The sequence below is a fragment of the Kitasatospora sp. NPDC002543 genome, from assembly GCF_053594915.1.
This window is the reverse complement of record NZ_JBSFWR010000020.1, coordinates 83,538-99,797: the sequence shown is the minus strand read 5'-3', so window position 1 is coordinate 99,797 and position 16,260 is coordinate 83,538. Positions and strand designations below refer to the sequence as shown.

At 75.5% G+C, this 16,260-nt stretch carries 17 protein-coding genes; 12 read left to right on the top strand and 5 right to left on the bottom strand.

Annotation, left to right across the window (positions count from 1 at the left end; genetic code table 11):
- Positions 1-77 precede the first annotated feature (77 nt).
- Positions 78-236, top strand: coding sequence for a hypothetical protein (locus ACWD4P_RS12105; RefSeq protein WP_449779510.1), 159 nt, complete (start codon positions 78-80; stop codon positions 234-236).
- A gap of 12 nt (positions 237-248) precedes the next feature.
- On the opposite strand, the gene ACWD4P_RS12100 is transcribed toward ACWD4P_RS12105, so the two are convergent.
- Positions 249-1,820 carry an alpha/beta fold hydrolase gene (locus ACWD4P_RS12100; RefSeq protein ID WP_449779509.1) on the bottom strand — a complete coding sequence of 524 codons (1,572 nt, stop codon included), beginning with the start codon at positions 1,818-1,820 and terminating at the stop codon, positions 249-251.
- 110 nt (positions 1,821-1,930) lie between these two features.
- Entirely contained in the window at positions 1,931-2,572 is a 642-nt protein-coding gene (locus ACWD4P_RS12095) for an NAD(P)-dependent oxidoreductase (RefSeq protein ID WP_449779508.1), read from the bottom strand.
- 241 nt (positions 2,573-2,813) lie between these two features.
- Between ACWD4P_RS12095 and ACWD4P_RS12090 the strand changes: the two genes are divergently transcribed.
- The gene (locus tag ACWD4P_RS12090; protein ID WP_359831625.1) at positions 2,814-3,311 is read left to right on the top strand and encodes a MarR family winged helix-turn-helix transcriptional regulator; all 498 of its coding nucleotides are present in this window, start codon (positions 2,814-2,816) and stop codon (positions 3,309-3,311) included.
- A gap of 73 nt (positions 3,312-3,384) precedes the next feature.
- Here ACWD4P_RS12090 and ACWD4P_RS12085 read toward each other — a convergent pair whose 3' ends face one another.
- Complete coding sequence (locus ACWD4P_RS12085; protein ID WP_449779507.1) at positions 3,385-4,236, bottom strand: methyltransferase domain-containing protein; 852 nt, start codon at positions 4,234-4,236, stop codon at positions 3,385-3,387.
- A gap of 47 nt (positions 4,237-4,283) precedes the next feature.
- Here ACWD4P_RS12085 and pdxR point away from each other — a divergent pair, with 47 nt between their 5' ends.
- Positions 4,284-5,774: a MocR-like pyridoxine biosynthesis transcription factor PdxR gene (gene pdxR, locus ACWD4P_RS12080; RefSeq protein WP_449779506.1), complete on the top strand. Its 1,491-nt coding sequence runs from the start codon at positions 4,284-4,286 to the stop codon at positions 5,772-5,774.
- 6 nt (positions 5,775-5,780) lie between these two features.
- Here pdxR and ACWD4P_RS12075 read toward each other — a convergent pair whose 3' ends face one another.
- A complete protein-coding gene (locus ACWD4P_RS12075; protein ID WP_449779505.1) occupies positions 5,781-6,188 on the bottom strand; it encodes a hypothetical protein in 408 nt (135 codons plus the stop codon).
- Between the two features lie 317 nt (positions 6,189-6,505).
- Between ACWD4P_RS12075 and ACWD4P_RS12070 the strand changes: the two genes are divergently transcribed.
- From ACWD4P_RS12070 to ACWD4P_RS12050, 5 genes are all read left to right on the top strand, one after another.
- Complete coding sequence (locus ACWD4P_RS12070) at positions 6,506-7,663, top strand: glycoside hydrolase family 3 N-terminal domain-containing protein (protein ID WP_449779504.1); 1,158 nt, start codon at positions 6,506-6,508, stop codon at positions 7,661-7,663.
- A gap of 56 nt (positions 7,664-7,719) precedes the next feature.
- Entirely contained in the window at positions 7,720-7,986 is a 267-nt protein-coding gene (locus ACWD4P_RS12065; protein WP_449779503.1) for a hypothetical protein, read from the top strand.
- Positions 7,987-8,131: 145 nt separating this feature from the next.
- On the top strand, positions 8,132-8,596 hold the full coding sequence (locus ACWD4P_RS12060; RefSeq protein ID WP_449779502.1) for a hypothetical protein: 465 nt from the start codon (positions 8,132-8,134) through the stop codon (positions 8,594-8,596).
- Between the two features lie 285 nt (positions 8,597-8,881).
- Positions 8,882-9,223 carry an ArsR/SmtB family transcription factor gene (locus ACWD4P_RS12055; protein ID WP_049656769.1) on the top strand — a complete coding sequence of 114 codons (342 nt, stop codon included), beginning with the start codon at positions 8,882-8,884 and terminating at the stop codon, positions 9,221-9,223.
- A gap of 43 nt (positions 9,224-9,266) precedes the next feature.
- On the top strand, positions 9,267-9,413 hold the full coding sequence (locus ACWD4P_RS12050; RefSeq protein ID WP_359831167.1) for a DUF6126 family protein: 147 nt from the start codon (positions 9,267-9,269) through the stop codon (positions 9,411-9,413).
- Positions 9,414-9,549: 136 nt separating this feature from the next.
- Here ACWD4P_RS12050 and ACWD4P_RS12045 read toward each other — a convergent pair whose 3' ends face one another.
- Positions 9,550-12,051 carry a cytochrome P450 gene (locus ACWD4P_RS12045; RefSeq protein WP_449779501.1) on the bottom strand — a complete coding sequence of 834 codons (2,502 nt, stop codon included), beginning with the start codon at positions 12,049-12,051 and terminating at the stop codon, positions 9,550-9,552.
- Positions 12,052-12,391: 340 nt separating this feature from the next.
- Here ACWD4P_RS12045 and ACWD4P_RS12040 point away from each other — a divergent pair, with 340 nt between their 5' ends.
- The 4 genes from ACWD4P_RS12040 (at position 12,392) to galE (ending at position 16,259) form a co-directional block, all read left to right on the top strand.
- Positions 12,392-13,156 (top strand): sigma 54 modulation/S30EA ribosomal C-terminal domain-containing protein, encoded by a 765-nt coding sequence (locus tag ACWD4P_RS12040; protein WP_359831683.1) that lies wholly within the window; start codon positions 12,392-12,394, stop codon positions 13,154-13,156.
- A 52-nt stretch (positions 13,157-13,208) separates the two neighbouring features.
- Complete coding sequence (locus tag ACWD4P_RS12035; RefSeq protein WP_449779500.1) at positions 13,209-13,676, top strand: hypothetical protein; 468 nt, start codon at positions 13,209-13,211, stop codon at positions 13,674-13,676.
- Between the two features lie 819 nt (positions 13,677-14,495).
- Positions 14,496-15,131 carry a hypothetical protein gene (locus ACWD4P_RS12030; protein WP_449779499.1) on the top strand — a complete coding sequence of 212 codons (636 nt, stop codon included), beginning with the start codon at positions 14,496-14,498 and terminating at the stop codon, positions 15,129-15,131.
- Positions 15,132-15,242: 111 nt separating this feature from the next.
- Complete coding sequence (gene galE, locus ACWD4P_RS12025; RefSeq protein ID WP_359831301.1) at positions 15,243-16,259, top strand: UDP-glucose 4-epimerase GalE; 1,017 nt, start codon at positions 15,243-15,245, stop codon at positions 16,257-16,259.
- Position 16,260 lies beyond the last annotated feature (1 nt).

Genomic DNA, 16,260 nt, shown 5'->3' with positions numbered 1-16,260 from the left:
GGCGCGGGCGAGCGGGCCGAGGTTCTCCCAGTCCCGGACGGCCCAGCCCGCGGTGAGGGCGGGCAGGTCGCGCCGCGGTGCTGCTGGCCGTCTTCCACTGGCTGGGGTGGAACATCCCGTGGATCGGCTGGATCGTCGCCAAGGCCGGGATCAAGCTCGCCGTCGGCGGTTTCGCCGGGCTCGCCGTCGGCTTCGCCTGGCTCCGGTCCAGGCTGCGCTCCGGGAGCGGGAGTTGACCGAACTCTCCGTCAACCGGCCTGCGGGGAGGGGCAGATGAGGTCGCGCTCGGGGGCGGTGTCCGCCAGCAGGTAGCGCTCGACCACCCCGCTGACGCAGGAGTTCGAGGTGGGGTACTGGCCGTGGTCGCCGTTCCCGGTGACGGTGACCAGCCTGGAGCCGCGCAGCGCGCGGTGGGCGCCGAGCGCCGCCTCGTAGTAGGTCGCCGGATCGTGCACCGAGTTGAGCATCAGCGTGGTCGGCAGGTGTGCGCCGGTCACCGTGACGGCGGGCGCGGGGGCGGTCGGCCAGGCGGCGCAGACCGCGCTGAAGGCGAGCGTCCGGGCCCCGGCCAGCGGCCACCGGGCGGTGTTCTCGGCGCCGCGCTCGATCCAGGTGTCCAGGTCCCTGGTCCACGGGGTGTCGTTGCAGGTCACCGCGAAGTACTCGGCGAGGAAGCCGGGGCTGAGGTAGCTCGCGAAGGCCTCCGCGGCCGCCGCCCTGGTCGCCTGGTCGACGGTCTGCCAGTTGTCGACGGCGGCCAGGATCCGGGCCAGGCCGGGGAAGTCGGAGGCCCGGTAGATCGCCGAGATGGCCAGGCTGTCCAGCTGGTTCGGGCCGATCGTCACCGGGCCCTCGACGATGGGCGAGTCGTGCAGGGCGGCCCGCCGCTGCTCCCAGTGCGCCCGCACCTGCTCCGGCGTGGAGCCCCAGTGGTACGTGGCGTCCCGGGCCGCGAGCCAGGGCACGAAGTCCTCGTCGAAGCGCCGCTGGAAGCTCATCGGCTGGCCCAGCTCGAACGCCTCCCAGGTGCCGTCGAAGCCGATGTTGCTGTCCAGCACCATCCGCTGGACGCGGTGCGGGAAGAGCGTTCCGTAGTAGGCGCCGATCATCGACGCGTAGGACGGGCCGTAGTAGCTGAGCCTGCGCTCGCCGAGCAGGCCGCGGAACAGGTCGATGTCGTGCGCGGTCTGCTCGGTGGTCAGGTACGGGATCAGGTCCCCGCTGCGCTCCTGACAACCGGCGGCCAGCTTCCTGGAGTTGGCGATCACGCGGTCGATCGCGGCGGGGGACTGGTCGCGGTAGTCGCCGGCCAGGAACTCCTGGAACTCCTCCGGGGTCTGGCAGACCGCCTTGGTGCTCTCGCCGACCCCGCGCTGGTCGAAGCCGACGATGTCGTACGCGGCGGCGACCGCCGGGGCGCCGGAGGCCAGGTTGGCCGGGCGCAGCAGGCCGGTGCCGCCGGGGCCGCCGGCCGCCATCAGCAGGGTCCCCTTGCGCCGGGCCGGGTCTGTGGCGCGGTGCCGGGAGACGGCGATGGTCAGGTCGGCCCCGGTGCCGGGGTGGTGCCAGTCGCGCGGGGCGGTCATGGTGGCGCAGTCCAGCGAGGGCTGCCGGGCGCAGGGCTTCCAGTCGAGGGTCTGGTGGGTGTATCGGGCGGGTGCCGGGTCGGCGTCGCCCGGGTCGCGGCCGGTGGCGGCGCCCGCGGTGGTGGGCGCCGCCAGGCCGGCCAGGACGGCGGAGGCGAGGACGAGGGCGGCGCGACGGGTGCGCCGGGTGCGGGGCGGGACGGTTCCGGTGGGCCGGGCTGCGGTGTTGGTCACGGGAACGATCCTGTCCGGGCCGGGCCTGATGATCGATCACCCCCGCTGCCGTCTTCGGGGTGGTGCTGGGTACACCCCCGCCGGGGCGGGAGGTGCAGGTGGCCCGACGCTCAGTACGCGGCGGTGAAGCGGGCCCGGCGGTGGGTGGGCCGCTCGGCCTCGTCGAGGAGTGCGACGGCGAGGTCCTCCATGGAGATCGCCGAGGCGCCCGCGGCGTCGACCAGCAGTTCGTCGCGGCCGATCCGGAACCGGCCGGTGCGCACGCCGGGTTCCAGCAGCGCGGCCGGGCTCAGGTACGTCCAGTCGACGTCCGGCCCGGCGGCGCGGTAGAGGTCGAACTGCTCGCCGCAGGCCAGGGCGATCGGCCGGATCTCGTCGGGGAAGCCGGGGCTGTCGACCAGGGCGGTCCCGTCGCCGCCCGGCACCAGCAGGCTGCCCGCGCCGCCGACGGCCAGCAGCCGCGCGCCGGTGCCGGCGACCCCGGCGAGCAGGCCCTTGGTGGCGGCGGCCAGTTCGTGCTCGCTGCCCGGCACCGGACGGGTGGCGGTGATCACCACGTCCTGCCCGGCCACGACCCGGGCGACGTCCTCGGGGTCGCGGGCGTCGCCGAGGACCAGGGGGACGGTGGCCGGCAGGCCGTGCGGCTTGGCCGGGTCCCGGACGACGGCGGTGACGTGGTGGCCGCGGGCCAGGGCCTCGGCCACGACCCGGCTGCCGACGTTGCCGGTGGCGCCGAACACGGTGATGCGCATGGGGGTGCTCCTCGGGAGTGGTGGTGGAACGGGGTCAGGCGTTCTCGTGGGTGGTGGCCAGGTAGGTCGTGCCCCGGACCGCCGGGGCGAGGGCCGTCACCAGGACGAGGGCGAGGCAATTTCTTAGCACTAAGGCAATATATCTCAGCACTAAGACATTATTCACCGCGGCGGCCGAGTGAGGTGGCTCACAGTTACCTCAGTGCTAAGGGATGTGTCGGGGATCGCCTACCCTGAACCCGTGGCAGATCATGTGGACCGCGTCGTCGCGCAGTGGGGCGCCGAGCGCCCCGACCTGGACGCCTCCCCGATGGAGGTGTTCGGCCGGCTCAAACGCCTCTACCGGCTGGTGGACGCGGCGCTCAACCGCACCTTCGCCGAGCACGGGCTGGACGCCGCCTCCTTCGACGTCCTCGCCACCCTCAAGCGCAGCGGCCCGCCCTACCGGCTCACCCCCACCGGGCTGATGCAGTCCGCGATGGTCACCTCCGGCGCGATCACCCAGCGCCTCGACCGGCTGGAGGCCCGCGGCCTGGTCACCCGCACCCGCAGCGACCAGGACGGCCGCAGCCGCGAAGTCGTCCTCACCCCCGAGGGGCACGATCTGATCGACCGCGCGCTGCCCGACCACCTCGCCACCGAGCACCGGATGCTGACGGGCCTCGACGAGGCGCGGCGCGGCGCGCTCGTCGAGGCGATGCGCATCCTGCTGGCGGACCTCGGGGACGTCCCGGAGTAGCGGCTCTCCGTCACCCGGCCCCCCGTGGGCGCGGTCACGACCCCCGTGCGCGACCCCGCCCGCGGGGGCCGCACTACGGCCGGACCGCCACCGCCTTGAAGAAGGTGTAGTGGAACGTCCCGCCCGGCTCGGCCGCGCGGCGCAGCTCCGCGATGCCCCGGTCGAAGGCCTCCGGGGTGGTCAGCCCGGCGGCCAGCGCCTCCGCCCGGACGGCCTCGACCATGGGGACGAAGGTCCGCCGGGTGAAGCCCTCCGCCAGGGCCGGACGGCCGTCGTCGGCGTAGACCGTGCGCGGGCGGACCGTCACCCGGTCGAATCCGGCCGCCGTCAGCAGCGGGTGGAGGCGGCGGCCGAGCCGTCCGTCGCCGCCCGCCCGGGCCTGCAGCCGGACCAGGTGGTCGACGGTGTCGCGGGCCGCCCGGCTCTCCGGGTGGAAGAACACCGAGCCGTGGTCGCCCTCGATCACCGTGATCGTCCCGCCCGGCCGCAGCACCCGGCGCAGCGCCGCCAGCCCGGCCGCCGGGTCGGGCAGGTGCTCCAGCACGAAGCACAGGAAGACGTGGTCGAAGGAGCCGTCCGGGAACGGCAGCCGGTGCAGGTCGCCGTGGTGCCAGACGACGTCCCCGGCCGGCGCCTGCGCGGCCACCCGGGCGCGGGCCTGGGCCAGCGACCGCGCCGAGAGGTCGGCCGCCGTCAGCCGTACGCCGGGGCTGGCGGCCAGCAGGTGCACGGTCTGCGCCCCCACCCCGCAGCCCGCCTCCAGCACCCGGCTGCCCGCGGGGAAGGCCGTACCCGCGTGCAGCAGTTCGGCGAGGGTGTCGGCCTGGTCGCCGAGGCGCCGCGCCTCGTCCTCCGAGTAGCCGTGGACGTAGTCGGGGCCGCGCTCCCGCGCCCCCGCGGGCACCGTGGACGTTTCCGTGGTCATGGACGTTTCCGTGGTCATGGCCCCACCCTCGCCGCCACTATGGTCCGGTGAACAGGTCCAAAGCCGAGGCATCCGACCGGTCCAAAGAGGTCGGCGCCGACTTCCTCCAGCTCGACACCGCCGACGCCCCGCCCGGCGGCCTCACCGACTGGCTCGCCCGCCGGCTGCGCGAGGCCGTCGCCGACGGCCGGCTCCCGGTCGGCGCCAGACTGCCCGCCGGCCGGGTCCTGGCGGCCGAACTCGGCGTCTCCCGCGGGGTGGTGACCGAGGCCTACCAGCGCCTCGCCGAGGAGGGGCAGGTCGCCGGCCGCGGCCGGGGCGGCACGGTGGTGGTCGCGGCCGCCACCGCCGCACCGGAGGCGGCGAGCGAGACACGACCGCCCAGCCCGGCACCCGCGCTGTTCCGGGCCGAGCCCGGCCCCGAGGTCTTCGACCTGCTGCGCGCCACCCCCGCCCGGATCGACCTCGCGCCCGGCGTGCCCGACCTCGCGGCCTTCCCCCGCGCCGCCTGGCTGCGCGCCGAACGCGCCGTCCTCGACGGCCTGGCCGCGGCCGACCTCGGCTACGGCGACGTGCGCGGCACCCCGGCCCTGCGCCGGGCCGTCGCCCACTGGCTGGCCCGCAACCGGGGCATCCGCGCCGACCCGGACGAGGTGCTGGTCGTCGCCGGCACGGCCCAGGCCCTCGCGCTGCTCGGCCGGGCCCTCGGCCGGGTCGGCATCACCGAGGTCGCGGTCGAGGACCCGGGCTCGCTCGGCGCCCGGCAGCACCTCGCCCACTGGCTCGCCGCCACCCCGCCCGTCGCGGTCGACGCCGAGGGCATCCGGGTCGACGCGCTGCGCGCCACCGGCGCCCCGGCCGTACTGCTCACCCCCGCCCACCAGTACCCGACCGGTGTCGTCCTCGGCGGCGAGCGGCGCCGCGAACTGCTGCGCTGGGCGGGGGAGGGCGGCCTGGTCATCGAGGACGACTACGACGCCGAGCACCGCTACGACCGCCCGCCCGTCCCGGCCCTGCGGGCCTCCCTCCCGGAGCGGGTCTGCTACGCGGGCAGCATCTCCAAGCTGCTCGCCCCGGCGCTGCGCACCGGCTGGCTGCTCGTCCCGGCCCGGCTGCGGGACGCCGTCCTGGACGCCAAGCGCTTCGCCGACCTCGGCAACCCGGTGCTGCCCCAGCTGGTCCTCGCCCGGCTGATGGAGTCCGGCGACCTCGACCGGCACCTGCGGCTGCTGCGCCGCCGCCACCGCCGGCGCCGGGACGCCATGATCACCGCCATCCGCACCCACCTCCCGGGAGCCACCGTGCACGGCGCCGCGGCGGGCCTCCACCTGATGCTGACGCTCCCGGAGCTGCCCGGCCGCACCGACACGGAGTTGGCCGCCGAGGCGCTGGCGGAGGGGGTCAAGGTGCAGCCGCTGTCCTGGCACGCCCGGCTCCCGTACCCGCCCGGCCTGGTCCTCGGCTACGCGGCGGGATCGACGGCCGAGATCGCCGAGGGCGTGGCGGTGCTGGGCCGGCTCGTCCGGCGGTCGTCCTGACCGGCGTCAGCCCCGGTACCGCCACCAGGGGTCGGCGGCGGCACGGGCGAGTTCGGCGTCGTACGGCTCCGCCTCGAAGTCGAACTCCGGAAACCGGCCCCTGGTCCCGTACCGGAGCTGCGGGACTTCCCAGTCGGACCAGCGGACGACGCCCCCGATGCGCTGCACGACGGCGGACAGGTGGCCGCAGCAGCCGCCGGTGCACTCGGGCTCGCCGAGTTCGACCCGGCGCGGCGGGCCGGTGGCCGCGAGCGGGCTCGGGGCGTGTGGCGGGAACAGCCGGCCGGCGTACGCGCCGAAGCCGCCGGGGCCGGTCGCCCCGGCCACCACGTCCTCGCCGTCGACGAGGAAGCGGACCTCGGCGGCGAGGCGCGGGCCCGGGGGCAGGACCTTGATCTCCAGTCGCTCGAACACCCGGTCAGCCTAGGGCGTGTCCTGCGCGTCCCTGCCGGGTGCGCGGGACGGGGGCACGCGGCTCGCGGCGCTGTCGTCGGTGGCCGGTGGCCCCCGGTCCTCGGCCGGGAGGTGCCCCCACCTCCGCCTCGCGGCGCGTGCACCGCGGCGCGGCGCCCCGGTCCCGCAAGATCCACAAGAGGCGCCGTGGGTGCGTCCCGGGGCGACCATGGGTGGTTGACACGTGGAATATCGGATGAAATTGCGCAGGGGGAGTGCCGGGCCGAGCCCCGGGGTAGGTTGACATGCCGAAGTCAAATTCCGGCCCGGGAGGCGTGATGGCCCTGTTCCGAAGTGTCGCCCAGTACGGGGTGGTGCTGGCCGTGATGGGCGTCGCGCTCGGGCCGGTGCCGCTCGGCTCGCCCGCCCGTCCGCACGTCGGCGCGCACGCCCCGGAGGAGAGGAACGTGGCGATGGCCGGCCAGGAGCGGGAGGACTCCCGGGTGCTCGCCGGGCGGCGTGTCGTGCTGTCGTACGCCGGTCCGACGCCGCCGGCCGGGGTGCTCCGGACGCTCCGGGAGGGCCGGGCCGCCGGGGTCATCCTGTTCGGCGAGAACGTCACCAGCCCGGAGCAGCTCGCCGAGGCCGTTGGCGCGCTGAAGCAGGCCGCGGCGGAGGCGCCGCACCCGCGCCCGCTGCTGCTGATGACCGACCAGGAGGGCGGCAAGGTCCGTCGGCTGCCCGGTGCGCCCGAACTCTCCGCCCGCGCCGTCGGGTCGGCGGCGGACCCGCTCGCCGCGGCGACGGAGTCCGGGGCCGGCGCCGCCCGGACGCTCGCCGACGCCGGGCTCAACCTCAACCTCGCCCCGGTGCTCGACGTCTACGACAAGCCGGACAACTTCATCGACCACTTCGAGCGCTCCTACAGCCAGGACCCGGCCAAGGTCGCGGAACTGGGCGGCGCCTTCCTCACCGCCCAGCAGGGCCTCGGCGTGGCCGCGACCGCCAAGCACTTCCCCGGCCTCGGCGCCGCGCCCCGGGGTGAGAACACCGACGAGCGTCCGGTCACCCTGAACGTCCCGCTGTCGCAGCTGCGCTCCCGCGGCGAGGCCCCGTACCGGGCGGCCATCGCCGCGGGTGTGCGCCTGGTGATGGCCTCCTGGGCGGTCTACCCGGCGCTGGACGCGGACCGCCCGGCCGGGTTCTCGCCCGCGATCATCCAGGGCGAGCTGCGCGGCCGGCTCGGCTTCGACGGCGTGACCGTCACCGACGCCCTGGAGGCCCAGGCGCTCGCCCCGTGGGGCGGCCCCGGTGACCGCGCGCTGGCCGCCGCCGAGGCCGGAATGGACCTGCTGCTCTGCTCGGCCCGCGACCCCCAGCAGGGCGAGGAGGCCGCTGAGGCGCTGGCCGAAGCACTGGACGACGGCCGCCTGGACCGGCACGCCTTCACCGAGGCCGTGGCCCGGGTCGACGCCCTGCGCGCCTCGCTGGGCTGACCGGCCCGCGGCCTCGCGGGCCCGCGGGTGGCGGGGCGGGAGAAGGTGGCGAGGTCGTGCAGGACGCCGAGGGCGGTGTCGAGCCCGGTCACGTTCCAGGCGGCGTTGAAGGTGCGGGCGAGGATCCGCTCCTCGGTGGGCAGGCGGCGGATATCGGTGCCCAGGAGCGCGGCGGGCGGCGGCGCGGCGGCCGGCAGCGCGAGCAGGAGGAGGGTCGTCCCGGCGGCGGTTCGGATGCGGTTCACCCCGGTTCAACGCGGGCGTCGCCTGGCAGGGTGCGAACGTTCGACCGTCCGAGAGTGATTGCGCCATCGAAGGTCTGATTTTGGTCAGGCATTCGGTTCTAAGGGTAAAGCGGCATCTGGGCATGTGAATCGCATGGCAAAGTTTCTGTCTGTGGGCCTATGAAATGTCATATGTGCCACGCCACCTGTCATAGTCCGTTCCCGTCCCCTCCAGGAGGAACCCATGAACCGGATCGCCCGGATCGCCGCCGGTGCCGCCGGCGCCGTCGCCCTGCTCGCGGCCCCCGTTCCCGCGTTCGCCGCCGCCCCGGCCGCCACCGCCGCCACCACCGTGACCACCTGCGGCTCCTACAGCCTCCAGGCCGGCCTGGCCACCTACGCCTGCGCCGATGTGACCGGCGACAGCGTCACGGTCTTCGGCAAGATCGGCCTGGCCGGCCCGCCGTCCCCGGGCACCCCGTGGCCGCCGGCGCCGAAGGAGCTGGTGACCCACCTGTCCGCCAACGTGGCCGGTGGCGCTTCGCTCGGCACGGTCAACGGCCGCACCGTGTTCCAGGTGTCCACCGTGCGGGTCGACGGCGCCACGGCCACCGTGCCGTGCGGTTCCACCGTGCACGTGTCCTTCGACGTCGAGGGCTTCTGGAGCGGCCAGGTACCGGCCGCGGTGGATGTGCCTGTAGCCTGCTGACGGCTCGTCACCGTGTCTGCCGAGCCCGGGAGTTGGCAGCGTCCCGGGCTCGGCTTTCGCATGCCCCGGCGCGGGCCGGGTGCGGCCCGGCAGCGGCCGCGAAGCGGTCCCGCGGCGGCCGCGTCCCGCCGGCGGAGCGCCCCCGGCCCGGGCCTCGACGAGGGCCGGCGCGCAGTGACGACTTGAAGAAATCTTCATCTGTCGCGATGATGCCTACCGGCCGCGGCACCGAATCCCCGCCCGGCCGGACGACCACCGAGCCGGACCCGAGGGAGCGCACGGACCATGCCGGTACCGCTGTACCAGGCCAAGGCGGAGTTCTTCCGCACCCTCGGCCACCCCGTGCGGATCAGGGTCCTGGAGCTGCTCCAGGACGGCCCCAGGCCGGTGCGCGAGCTGCTGGCGGAGATCGAGGTGGAGCCGTCGAACCTCTCCCAGCAGCTCGCGGTACTGCGCCGCACCCAGCTGGTCACGGCGACCCGTGAGGGCAACACCGTGGTGTACGCGCTCAGCACCCCGGACGTCGCCGAGCTGCTGCGCGCGGCCCGCCGGATCCTGACCGAGCTGATCACCGACCAGGGCGCGCTGCTCACCGAGCTGCGCGCCCCGGGCGGTCGGCCCCGCTGAACCCGGCCCGGCCCGTCCGTCCGACCCGAGGAGAGACACCACCATGAGCGACAGCACGAGCAACGACGGTACGAGCGAGGAGAAGCGGCGCCGCAAGGCCATGCTGATCCGCGCGGGCATCTACATCTTCGCCACGCACCTGTTCGCCGGTTTCGTGCTGCTGCTGTTCGCGCTCGGCGGGCGGAAGTAGCGCACCCGGAAGTAGCGCACCCGGGAACGGCGCACCCGGGAACGGCGCGCCCGGAAGTAGCGCGCCCGGAAGCGGCGCACCTGGGAACGGCGAGCCCGCAAGCGGGGCGCCCGCAGGCGCGCCCGGAGCGGTCCGCTCACCGATGTCCTTCGCGGTCCGGCACCAGGTAGCGGTCGCTGGTGCTGCTCCAGGCCTGGACGCCGGCGACCAGCTCCCGGGTGCCGTCCAGGTACCAGCGCCCGGCCGGGTGGCGGTGCAGCAGCTCCCGGCGCAGTTCCTCGCTCTCCTGCCGCAGCCGCACCACCCGGGCGCGCACCGCGTGGACCGCCCGGCCGCGGGTGCAGCCGTGGGCCCGCTGGAGGGTGAGCACGGTGTTGAACGCGGCCCCGGCCTGCCGTTCCTCGCGCCTCAGCGAGTAGAGGTCGTTGATCAGGGTGGCGGCGTCGGCGGTGTTGGCCCGCAGCTGGTGCAGCGCGGGTTCCGCGTGCAGCGCGGCCGGGGCGTCGGCGCCGTGGACCCGTTCCATTATGTTCATGAACGGGTAGAGGCAACTGCCGTGCCGGCGCAGCCTCATGGTGTCCGTGAGGTCGAGGCCGAGAGCGGGGACGGTGCCTCGGGCCCGGTGCTCGGCCTCGGCGGGGAAGGTCGCCAGACAGGCGCGCCACTCCCGGGCCGCCCGAGCGCGCCACTCGGGGGACATCGACGCGCTCTGGCGATTCCACAACTCGCGCCAGGCGAGCAGGAGTCGGCTGTCGGACGGGCTCCTCTCGCGGGCGCCGTCGAGGACCGCGACCAACGGGTCGACCAGGGCGCGGGCCTCGGTGGGGTGGCGGCCGGGCGGGCCGTCGAAACGGTCGTCCAGGATGGTGAACCAGCCCAGCATGTCCAGCAGGAGGTCGAGTTCGGCGCCCCGGACGCGGGGGAAGGCGTGGCCGATCAGCTCGTGCAGCGCGTAGGCCCGGTAGCGGGGCAGCTCCGAGGGGCTGAGCAGGCCGCGGCGGACCGCCCAGTCGGCGTGCCGGTCGGCGGCGTGGCGCAGGTCGCCGCGCTGCCGGGGGCCGGGCGGGGCGTCGCCGGCGCGGGCCATGGCGGAGGCCGCGCGGACGGCGCCGGTGAACGGGCACCGGAGTGGTGGCTCACTGTGCGAGGAGGGGGCTGTGTCTCCCGGTGAGGAGGCGGCGTCACCCTCACGGGCGGACGCCGCGGCGCCCCCGCGGGGGGAGCGCGAGCCCCGTGGCGCGAGCCGCACGCGCAGGCCGTGCGCCTGGACCGTCGTCCAGACCACCTCGCGGGCCCGGGCGCCCGGCACCGCCACCGGCCGCCAGCGGCGCAGGATCGTCGCGGCCGCGACGGTCAGTTCCGCCCACGCGAAGGCCTCGCCGATGCACTTGTGCTTGCCCGCGCCGAACGGCAGGAAGGACGGCCGTCCGGTGCTGCCGCCGTCCTGCCAGCGCTCGGGCCGGAAGCTCGTCGGCTCCGGGTAGCGCACCGGGTCGCGGTGCAGCGCGGTCAGGCTGTACAGCAGCTCGGTGCCGGCCGGGACGCGGTACGGGCCCAGCTCGACCGGCACCTGGGCGGTGCGCATCAGGAAGGCGTTCGGCGCGTGCAGCCGCACCACCTCCTGGGTGACGGCCCGGGTGTACGTGAGCCGGGCGAGCGCCTCCGGGGTGGGGGCGGTGCCCGCGGGCAGGTGCTCGTCCAGCTCGGTGAGGATCCGGGACTCCACCTCGGGGCGGCGCAGCAGCTCGTCCAGCAGCCAGGTGAGCGTGGTGGAGACGGTCTCGGTGCCCGCGCCGAACATGGTGATCGCCTCGGAGCGGACGTCGGCCTCGGTGAGCGGGCAGCCGGTGGCCGGGTCGGTCGCGGCGCGCAGCAGGTCGGGCAGGGTGCGCCGGGCCTCCCCGCCCGGTTCGGTCGCGGCGCGGCCGCCGACGGCCTTGTCGACCACCCGGTTGAGCACCCGCACCGCGTCGTCGAAGCGCCGGTTGACGGGCAGCGGCAGCCGGGCGAGCGCCGGATTCGGGTAGAGGGACTGGACGATCTGGCCCTTCACCAGGTCCGGCAGCGCCCGGTGGAAGGCGACGGTGGCCTCCTCGCAGAGCCGGGCGTCGAACAGCGAGCGGGTGACGATCTCCAGTGCGAGGTGGTTCATCTCCTTCGCCACGTCGAGGACCTGCCCGGTGTGCCAGCGTTCGATCCGCTCCTCGGTGACCTGCTGCATCACGGCCAGGTACTCGCCCATCCGGTCCGGCCCGAAGGCCGGCTGGATGATCCGGCGGCGGTCCCGGTGGGCCTGGCCCTCGGACATCAGCAGGCCGTCGCCGAAGGCCGTCTTGAGGGTGTCCTGGACGGCGCCGCGCGGGCAGTCGTGCGCCAGTGCGACGAGCAGCGTGTGGACCAGCCGGGCGTCGGTGACCACGCAGACGGTGCGCGGGCCGAGGCGGATGCGGACCACCCCGCCGTGGCGGGAGAGCGAGCCGAGGAAGCCGAGCGGGTCGCGCAGCAGGGCGCCGGCGTGCCCGAGGCCGGGCAGGGCGCCGGGGGCCAGTGGCGGGACGGCGGCGCGGGTCAGCGGGGAGGGGCCGGGTGCGGTTCTCGGGGGGACGATCAGCTTCCGGGTTTCGGTCAGCAGGGACATGACACTACCTCTCGTCGGAATGGTTGGCGCGAAGGTGCCCGGCGGCATCGGCGGGCCGAGCGGGAGTCGGGGGACCGTTCGGCGCGGACCCCGCGCGCGCCCCCGGCGGGAGGGCGCACGTTGGGCAAACGCGCCGGTTTCCCGAGCGTTGCGCCGAATGTGCGGGGATCACTCCAACGGCCGAGTGGATCGACCCTTTCGTGCGTGCTCGAAGCTCCGTGTTGACCTGCGCGGATGCGTCCGTACGGGTGGTCCGCGGCCTGTCGGCGGGGCAGGGTCTTTGGACCCTCGCCGCACGGGCGTGCGAAGGACAGCATGGATGCGAAGAAGGAGGAACCTGATGACCCGTCTGCGCCACCGGCCGGCCCTCGACGTCCGGGTGGAGATCCGCGGCGAGCTGCCGCGCGAGGACGCCGAGTACGCCCGGGCCCGGGCACTGGCCACCGCCACCGCGCTCGGCCCCGACGCCCACGCGCTGCGGCTGCGGCTGACCCGCTCGCGGAACCGGTCGGTGACCCGGCCCGCGCTGGCCCAGGCGGACGTCGAGCTGGCGGATGTCGGACCGGTCCGGGTGCAGCTGGCCACCGGCACCGAGCGGGAGTCGGTCGACCTCGTGCTCGGCACGCTCGCCGGCCGGGCCGTCCGACTGCGCGAGCAGGGCGACATCGGCTACGCCGTCGCGTACGAGAGCGCCTACCGCCCGCAGTTCGCCGACCGCCCGCTCGCCCAGCGGCGGATAGCCCGGCACAAGGCGGTCCGGCCGGCCCGCCGCGGCCCCGACCAGGCCGCGCTCGAACTGCTCGCCCTCGACCGGCGGTTCCACCTCTTCGTGGACGCCGGGACCGGCCGGGACACCGTGATCCACCGCTGCTCGCCGAGCGGTGCGGCGGAACTGTGCGTCGCCGGCACTGGGGCGATGCCCCGGCTCGACCTGGCCGAGGCGGCCCGCCGGCTCTGGCTCACCGGCCGCCCGTTCGTCGGCTGGACCGACCCCGGCGACCACCGGGCCCGGGTGCTCTACCGCCGCTTCGACGGCCACTACGGCCTGATAGTGCCGGTATCGGACGGCCGGATCGGGGCAGGAACCCTGTCGGCACAGGACTGACACCGCGACGCGACGACCACACCACGAACTCTCCACGACAGGGGCCGGGACCATGGACTGCGACGAGGTCATGCTGACCGTCCGGATCACCGCGACCGAGCGCGCGCTGCTGCGCGACCTCGCGCGCGGGCACGGCGGCGACGTCTCCGAGGTGGCCGTGGACGGGCTGCTGGAGGTCATCCCCGCACTGCACGACGACGCCTGCGTCCTGCCGCTGCTGCGGGTTCTGGCCAGGCCGGCGCCGTTCGCGCTCACCCTGTGGCTGCCCGCCCCGGTCGCGGACCTGCTGCCGCTGCTCGGTGAGCGGCTCGTGCGCACCGGCGGCCCCGCGGCCGGGCCGGCCAGCGCCGCGCTCTCGGCGGCCCTGCGGCTCTGGCTCGCCGGGGACCGCGGCGCCCTGGCGGCCGGGCTGGCCCGGCTGCACGGGGGGTGCGGCGCCGCCGCGGCGACGACGGTGGCGGTGCGGCCCGGGGTGGCCGCGGCGGCCTTCGGGGCGGGGCCGGTGAAGGTCGCGGCCTGACCCTCGCGGGTTCCGGGCGGGGCGTCGCCCGTCGGTCGGCGCCCGTGGCACGTCCTGCCGGGCAGCGCGCCGCACGGCCGCGCTCTCCGGCCTTCGCCGTGCCCGGGGTCGTCGTGGCTGCCCGCGCGTCCGAACGCCCGGTGAATTTCGCAGGAGGTTTCTGTTATTCCCTCCCGCCTCCCGTGCTCTCCGGAGTGTCGGAAGGCTCGACCCCCCTTCACAGCGAGGGACGCGGGCCGTGGCGGGCGGAGGGGGCGCGGTGGTGTTCGGGAACGGCGGGCCGCGCGAACTCGGGCGTCCGGTGCGGGATTCCGAGGTGGCGATCAGTCAGATCGCGCCGAATTCGGCCGTCTTGAGACGGTGTGCCACGGCCTGCGCGCGGATCCGCGGCCGGGGGAGCGGGCGGCGTCCGGGCGCCGGTGGGCCGCCGCGGACGCCGCAACTCGGCTCTCTCCGCCCCCGGTTGACCCGGGTCCGGCCCGGGCGCGAGGCGGCGCGCGGGAGTGCCGGGTGGTGGTGCCGGGCCGGCCGCCCGCCGGGTCGGCAACGGCCGAGGAACGTTCTTTACCGGAACTGGTCGTTGCCGAGGGCCTCGTGAGTCGATCGGGGTAAGGCTGTTCCTGTGAGTCCCCAAAACCGGACGGCCCGTACGCGGGCCGAACCCTCCGGCCCGAGCCGCCGACGCCCGCGGGCCCCAAGACCCGCGGGCCCGAAGGTCCGTGGTGCCGGGAACGGCCGCCGCCCACCCAGTGGCGGCCGTTCCCGGCACCGGCCGTTCCCCGCGTCCCTGCCCCCACACCGCCCCGAGGACCCTCCCGTATGCGAACCCGCCCCGACCTCGCCGCCCTCACCCTCACGACCGCGGCCCTGCTCGCCGCCGCCGTGCCCGCCTCCGCGCACGGCGACAGCGTCCACCTGGACGTCACCGGCCAGCAGAACGGCCGCGTCAGCACCGTCGCCACCTGGGAGAACGACCACGACCCGGTGACCGGGGAGTTCGTCGGCACGCTCTCCGCGACGGCCTCCGACGGCCGTGCCGTCGGCCCCTGGCGCCTGGTCACCGTCCCCGACCGCCCCGGGACGTACACCACCCGGGAGATCCTTCCCGTCGGGCACTGGCGGGTGACGGTGGACTGCGCGTCCCCCGCCCGGGGGCACGGCGAGCGCGAACTGGACATCGACACCGTCCTGATCTCCGATCCGGGGGGCCCGGGGCCGGGAAGCCCGGCACTGGCCGAAGCCTCGCCGCGGTCCGCGGAGGTGGCGCCCGCCCCGCTGCGGGAGACCGCCCCGGAGGCGGGGACCACCGCGACCCCCGTCTCCGCCCGGCAGGTCGCGCCCGGGCCCGTCCACGCCACCACCTCCGACGCCACCGCCTGGGCGGCCATCGGCACCGCCTGCGCGGCCGTCGTCCTGGTCGCCACCGGGCTCTGGCTGCGGCGCCACCACGGCTGAGCCGCCCGGTGCGGTGCCTCCGGCCGGCGGAACCGGCCGGGTGCGAACGACGTCCTTTCCGGTCACCGGGCGCCATCGGGCGCCCGGACGACCGCAAGGGAGCGTCCGCGCATGAAGAAGGTCCTGATCACCGGCGGTGCGGGATTCATCGGCAGCACCGTCGCCTCCGCCCTGCTCGACCGGGGGATCACCCCGGTCGTGCTGGACGACCTCTCCCGGGGCCGGACCGAGTTCGTCGCGGACCGGATCTTCTACCGGGGCGACATCGCCGACGCCGCCCTGCTGGACCGGATCTTCGCCGAGCACCCCGACATCGACGCCACCGTGCACTGTGCCGCGAAGATCGTCGTACCGGAGTCGGTGGCCAAGCCGTTGTACTACTACCGGGAGAACGTCGCCAAGACCGTCGAGCTCCTGGACGCCCTCCAGCGCCACGGCTGCACCCGGGTCGTCTTCAGCAGCTCCGCCTCGATCTACGCCCCCACCCCCGACGCCCGGGTGGACGAGAGCAGCCCGGTCGACGCCGGCAGTCCGTACGCGCGCACCAAGCAGATGATGGAGCAGGTCCTCCAGGACTGGACCCGGGGCGAGGGCGCCGAGCGCCAACGCGTCATCGCCCTGCGCTACTTCAACCCGATCGGCGCCGACCCGCAGCTGCGCACCGGCCTCCAGGACCTCAACCCCACCCACGCCCTCGGCAAGCTGATCGAGGCGCACACCACCGGCACCCCGTTCACCGTCACCGGCACCGACTGGGCGACCCGCGACGGCTCCGGCATCCGCGACTACGTCCACGTCCAGGACCTCGCCGAGGCGCACGTCGCGGCGCTGCTCAGGTTCGACGAGGTGATCGCCCCGGGCGTGGCGGACCGCTACCGGGTGATCAACGTCGGCACCGGCGACGGGACCACCGTGCGGGAGCTGATCGCCGCCTTCGAACAGACCGTCGGCACCAGCCTCGACGTGCGGGAGGCCGGGCCCCGGCCGGGGGACGTGATCGGCTGCTACGCCGTCGTGGACACCGCACGGGACCTGCTCGGCTGGCAGCCGCGGCGCGGCCTCGCGGAGGGGGTCTCCGACGCGCTGGCCTGGCGGCGGGTCTGGTCCGCCCGGGTCGCCGTCAGCTGAC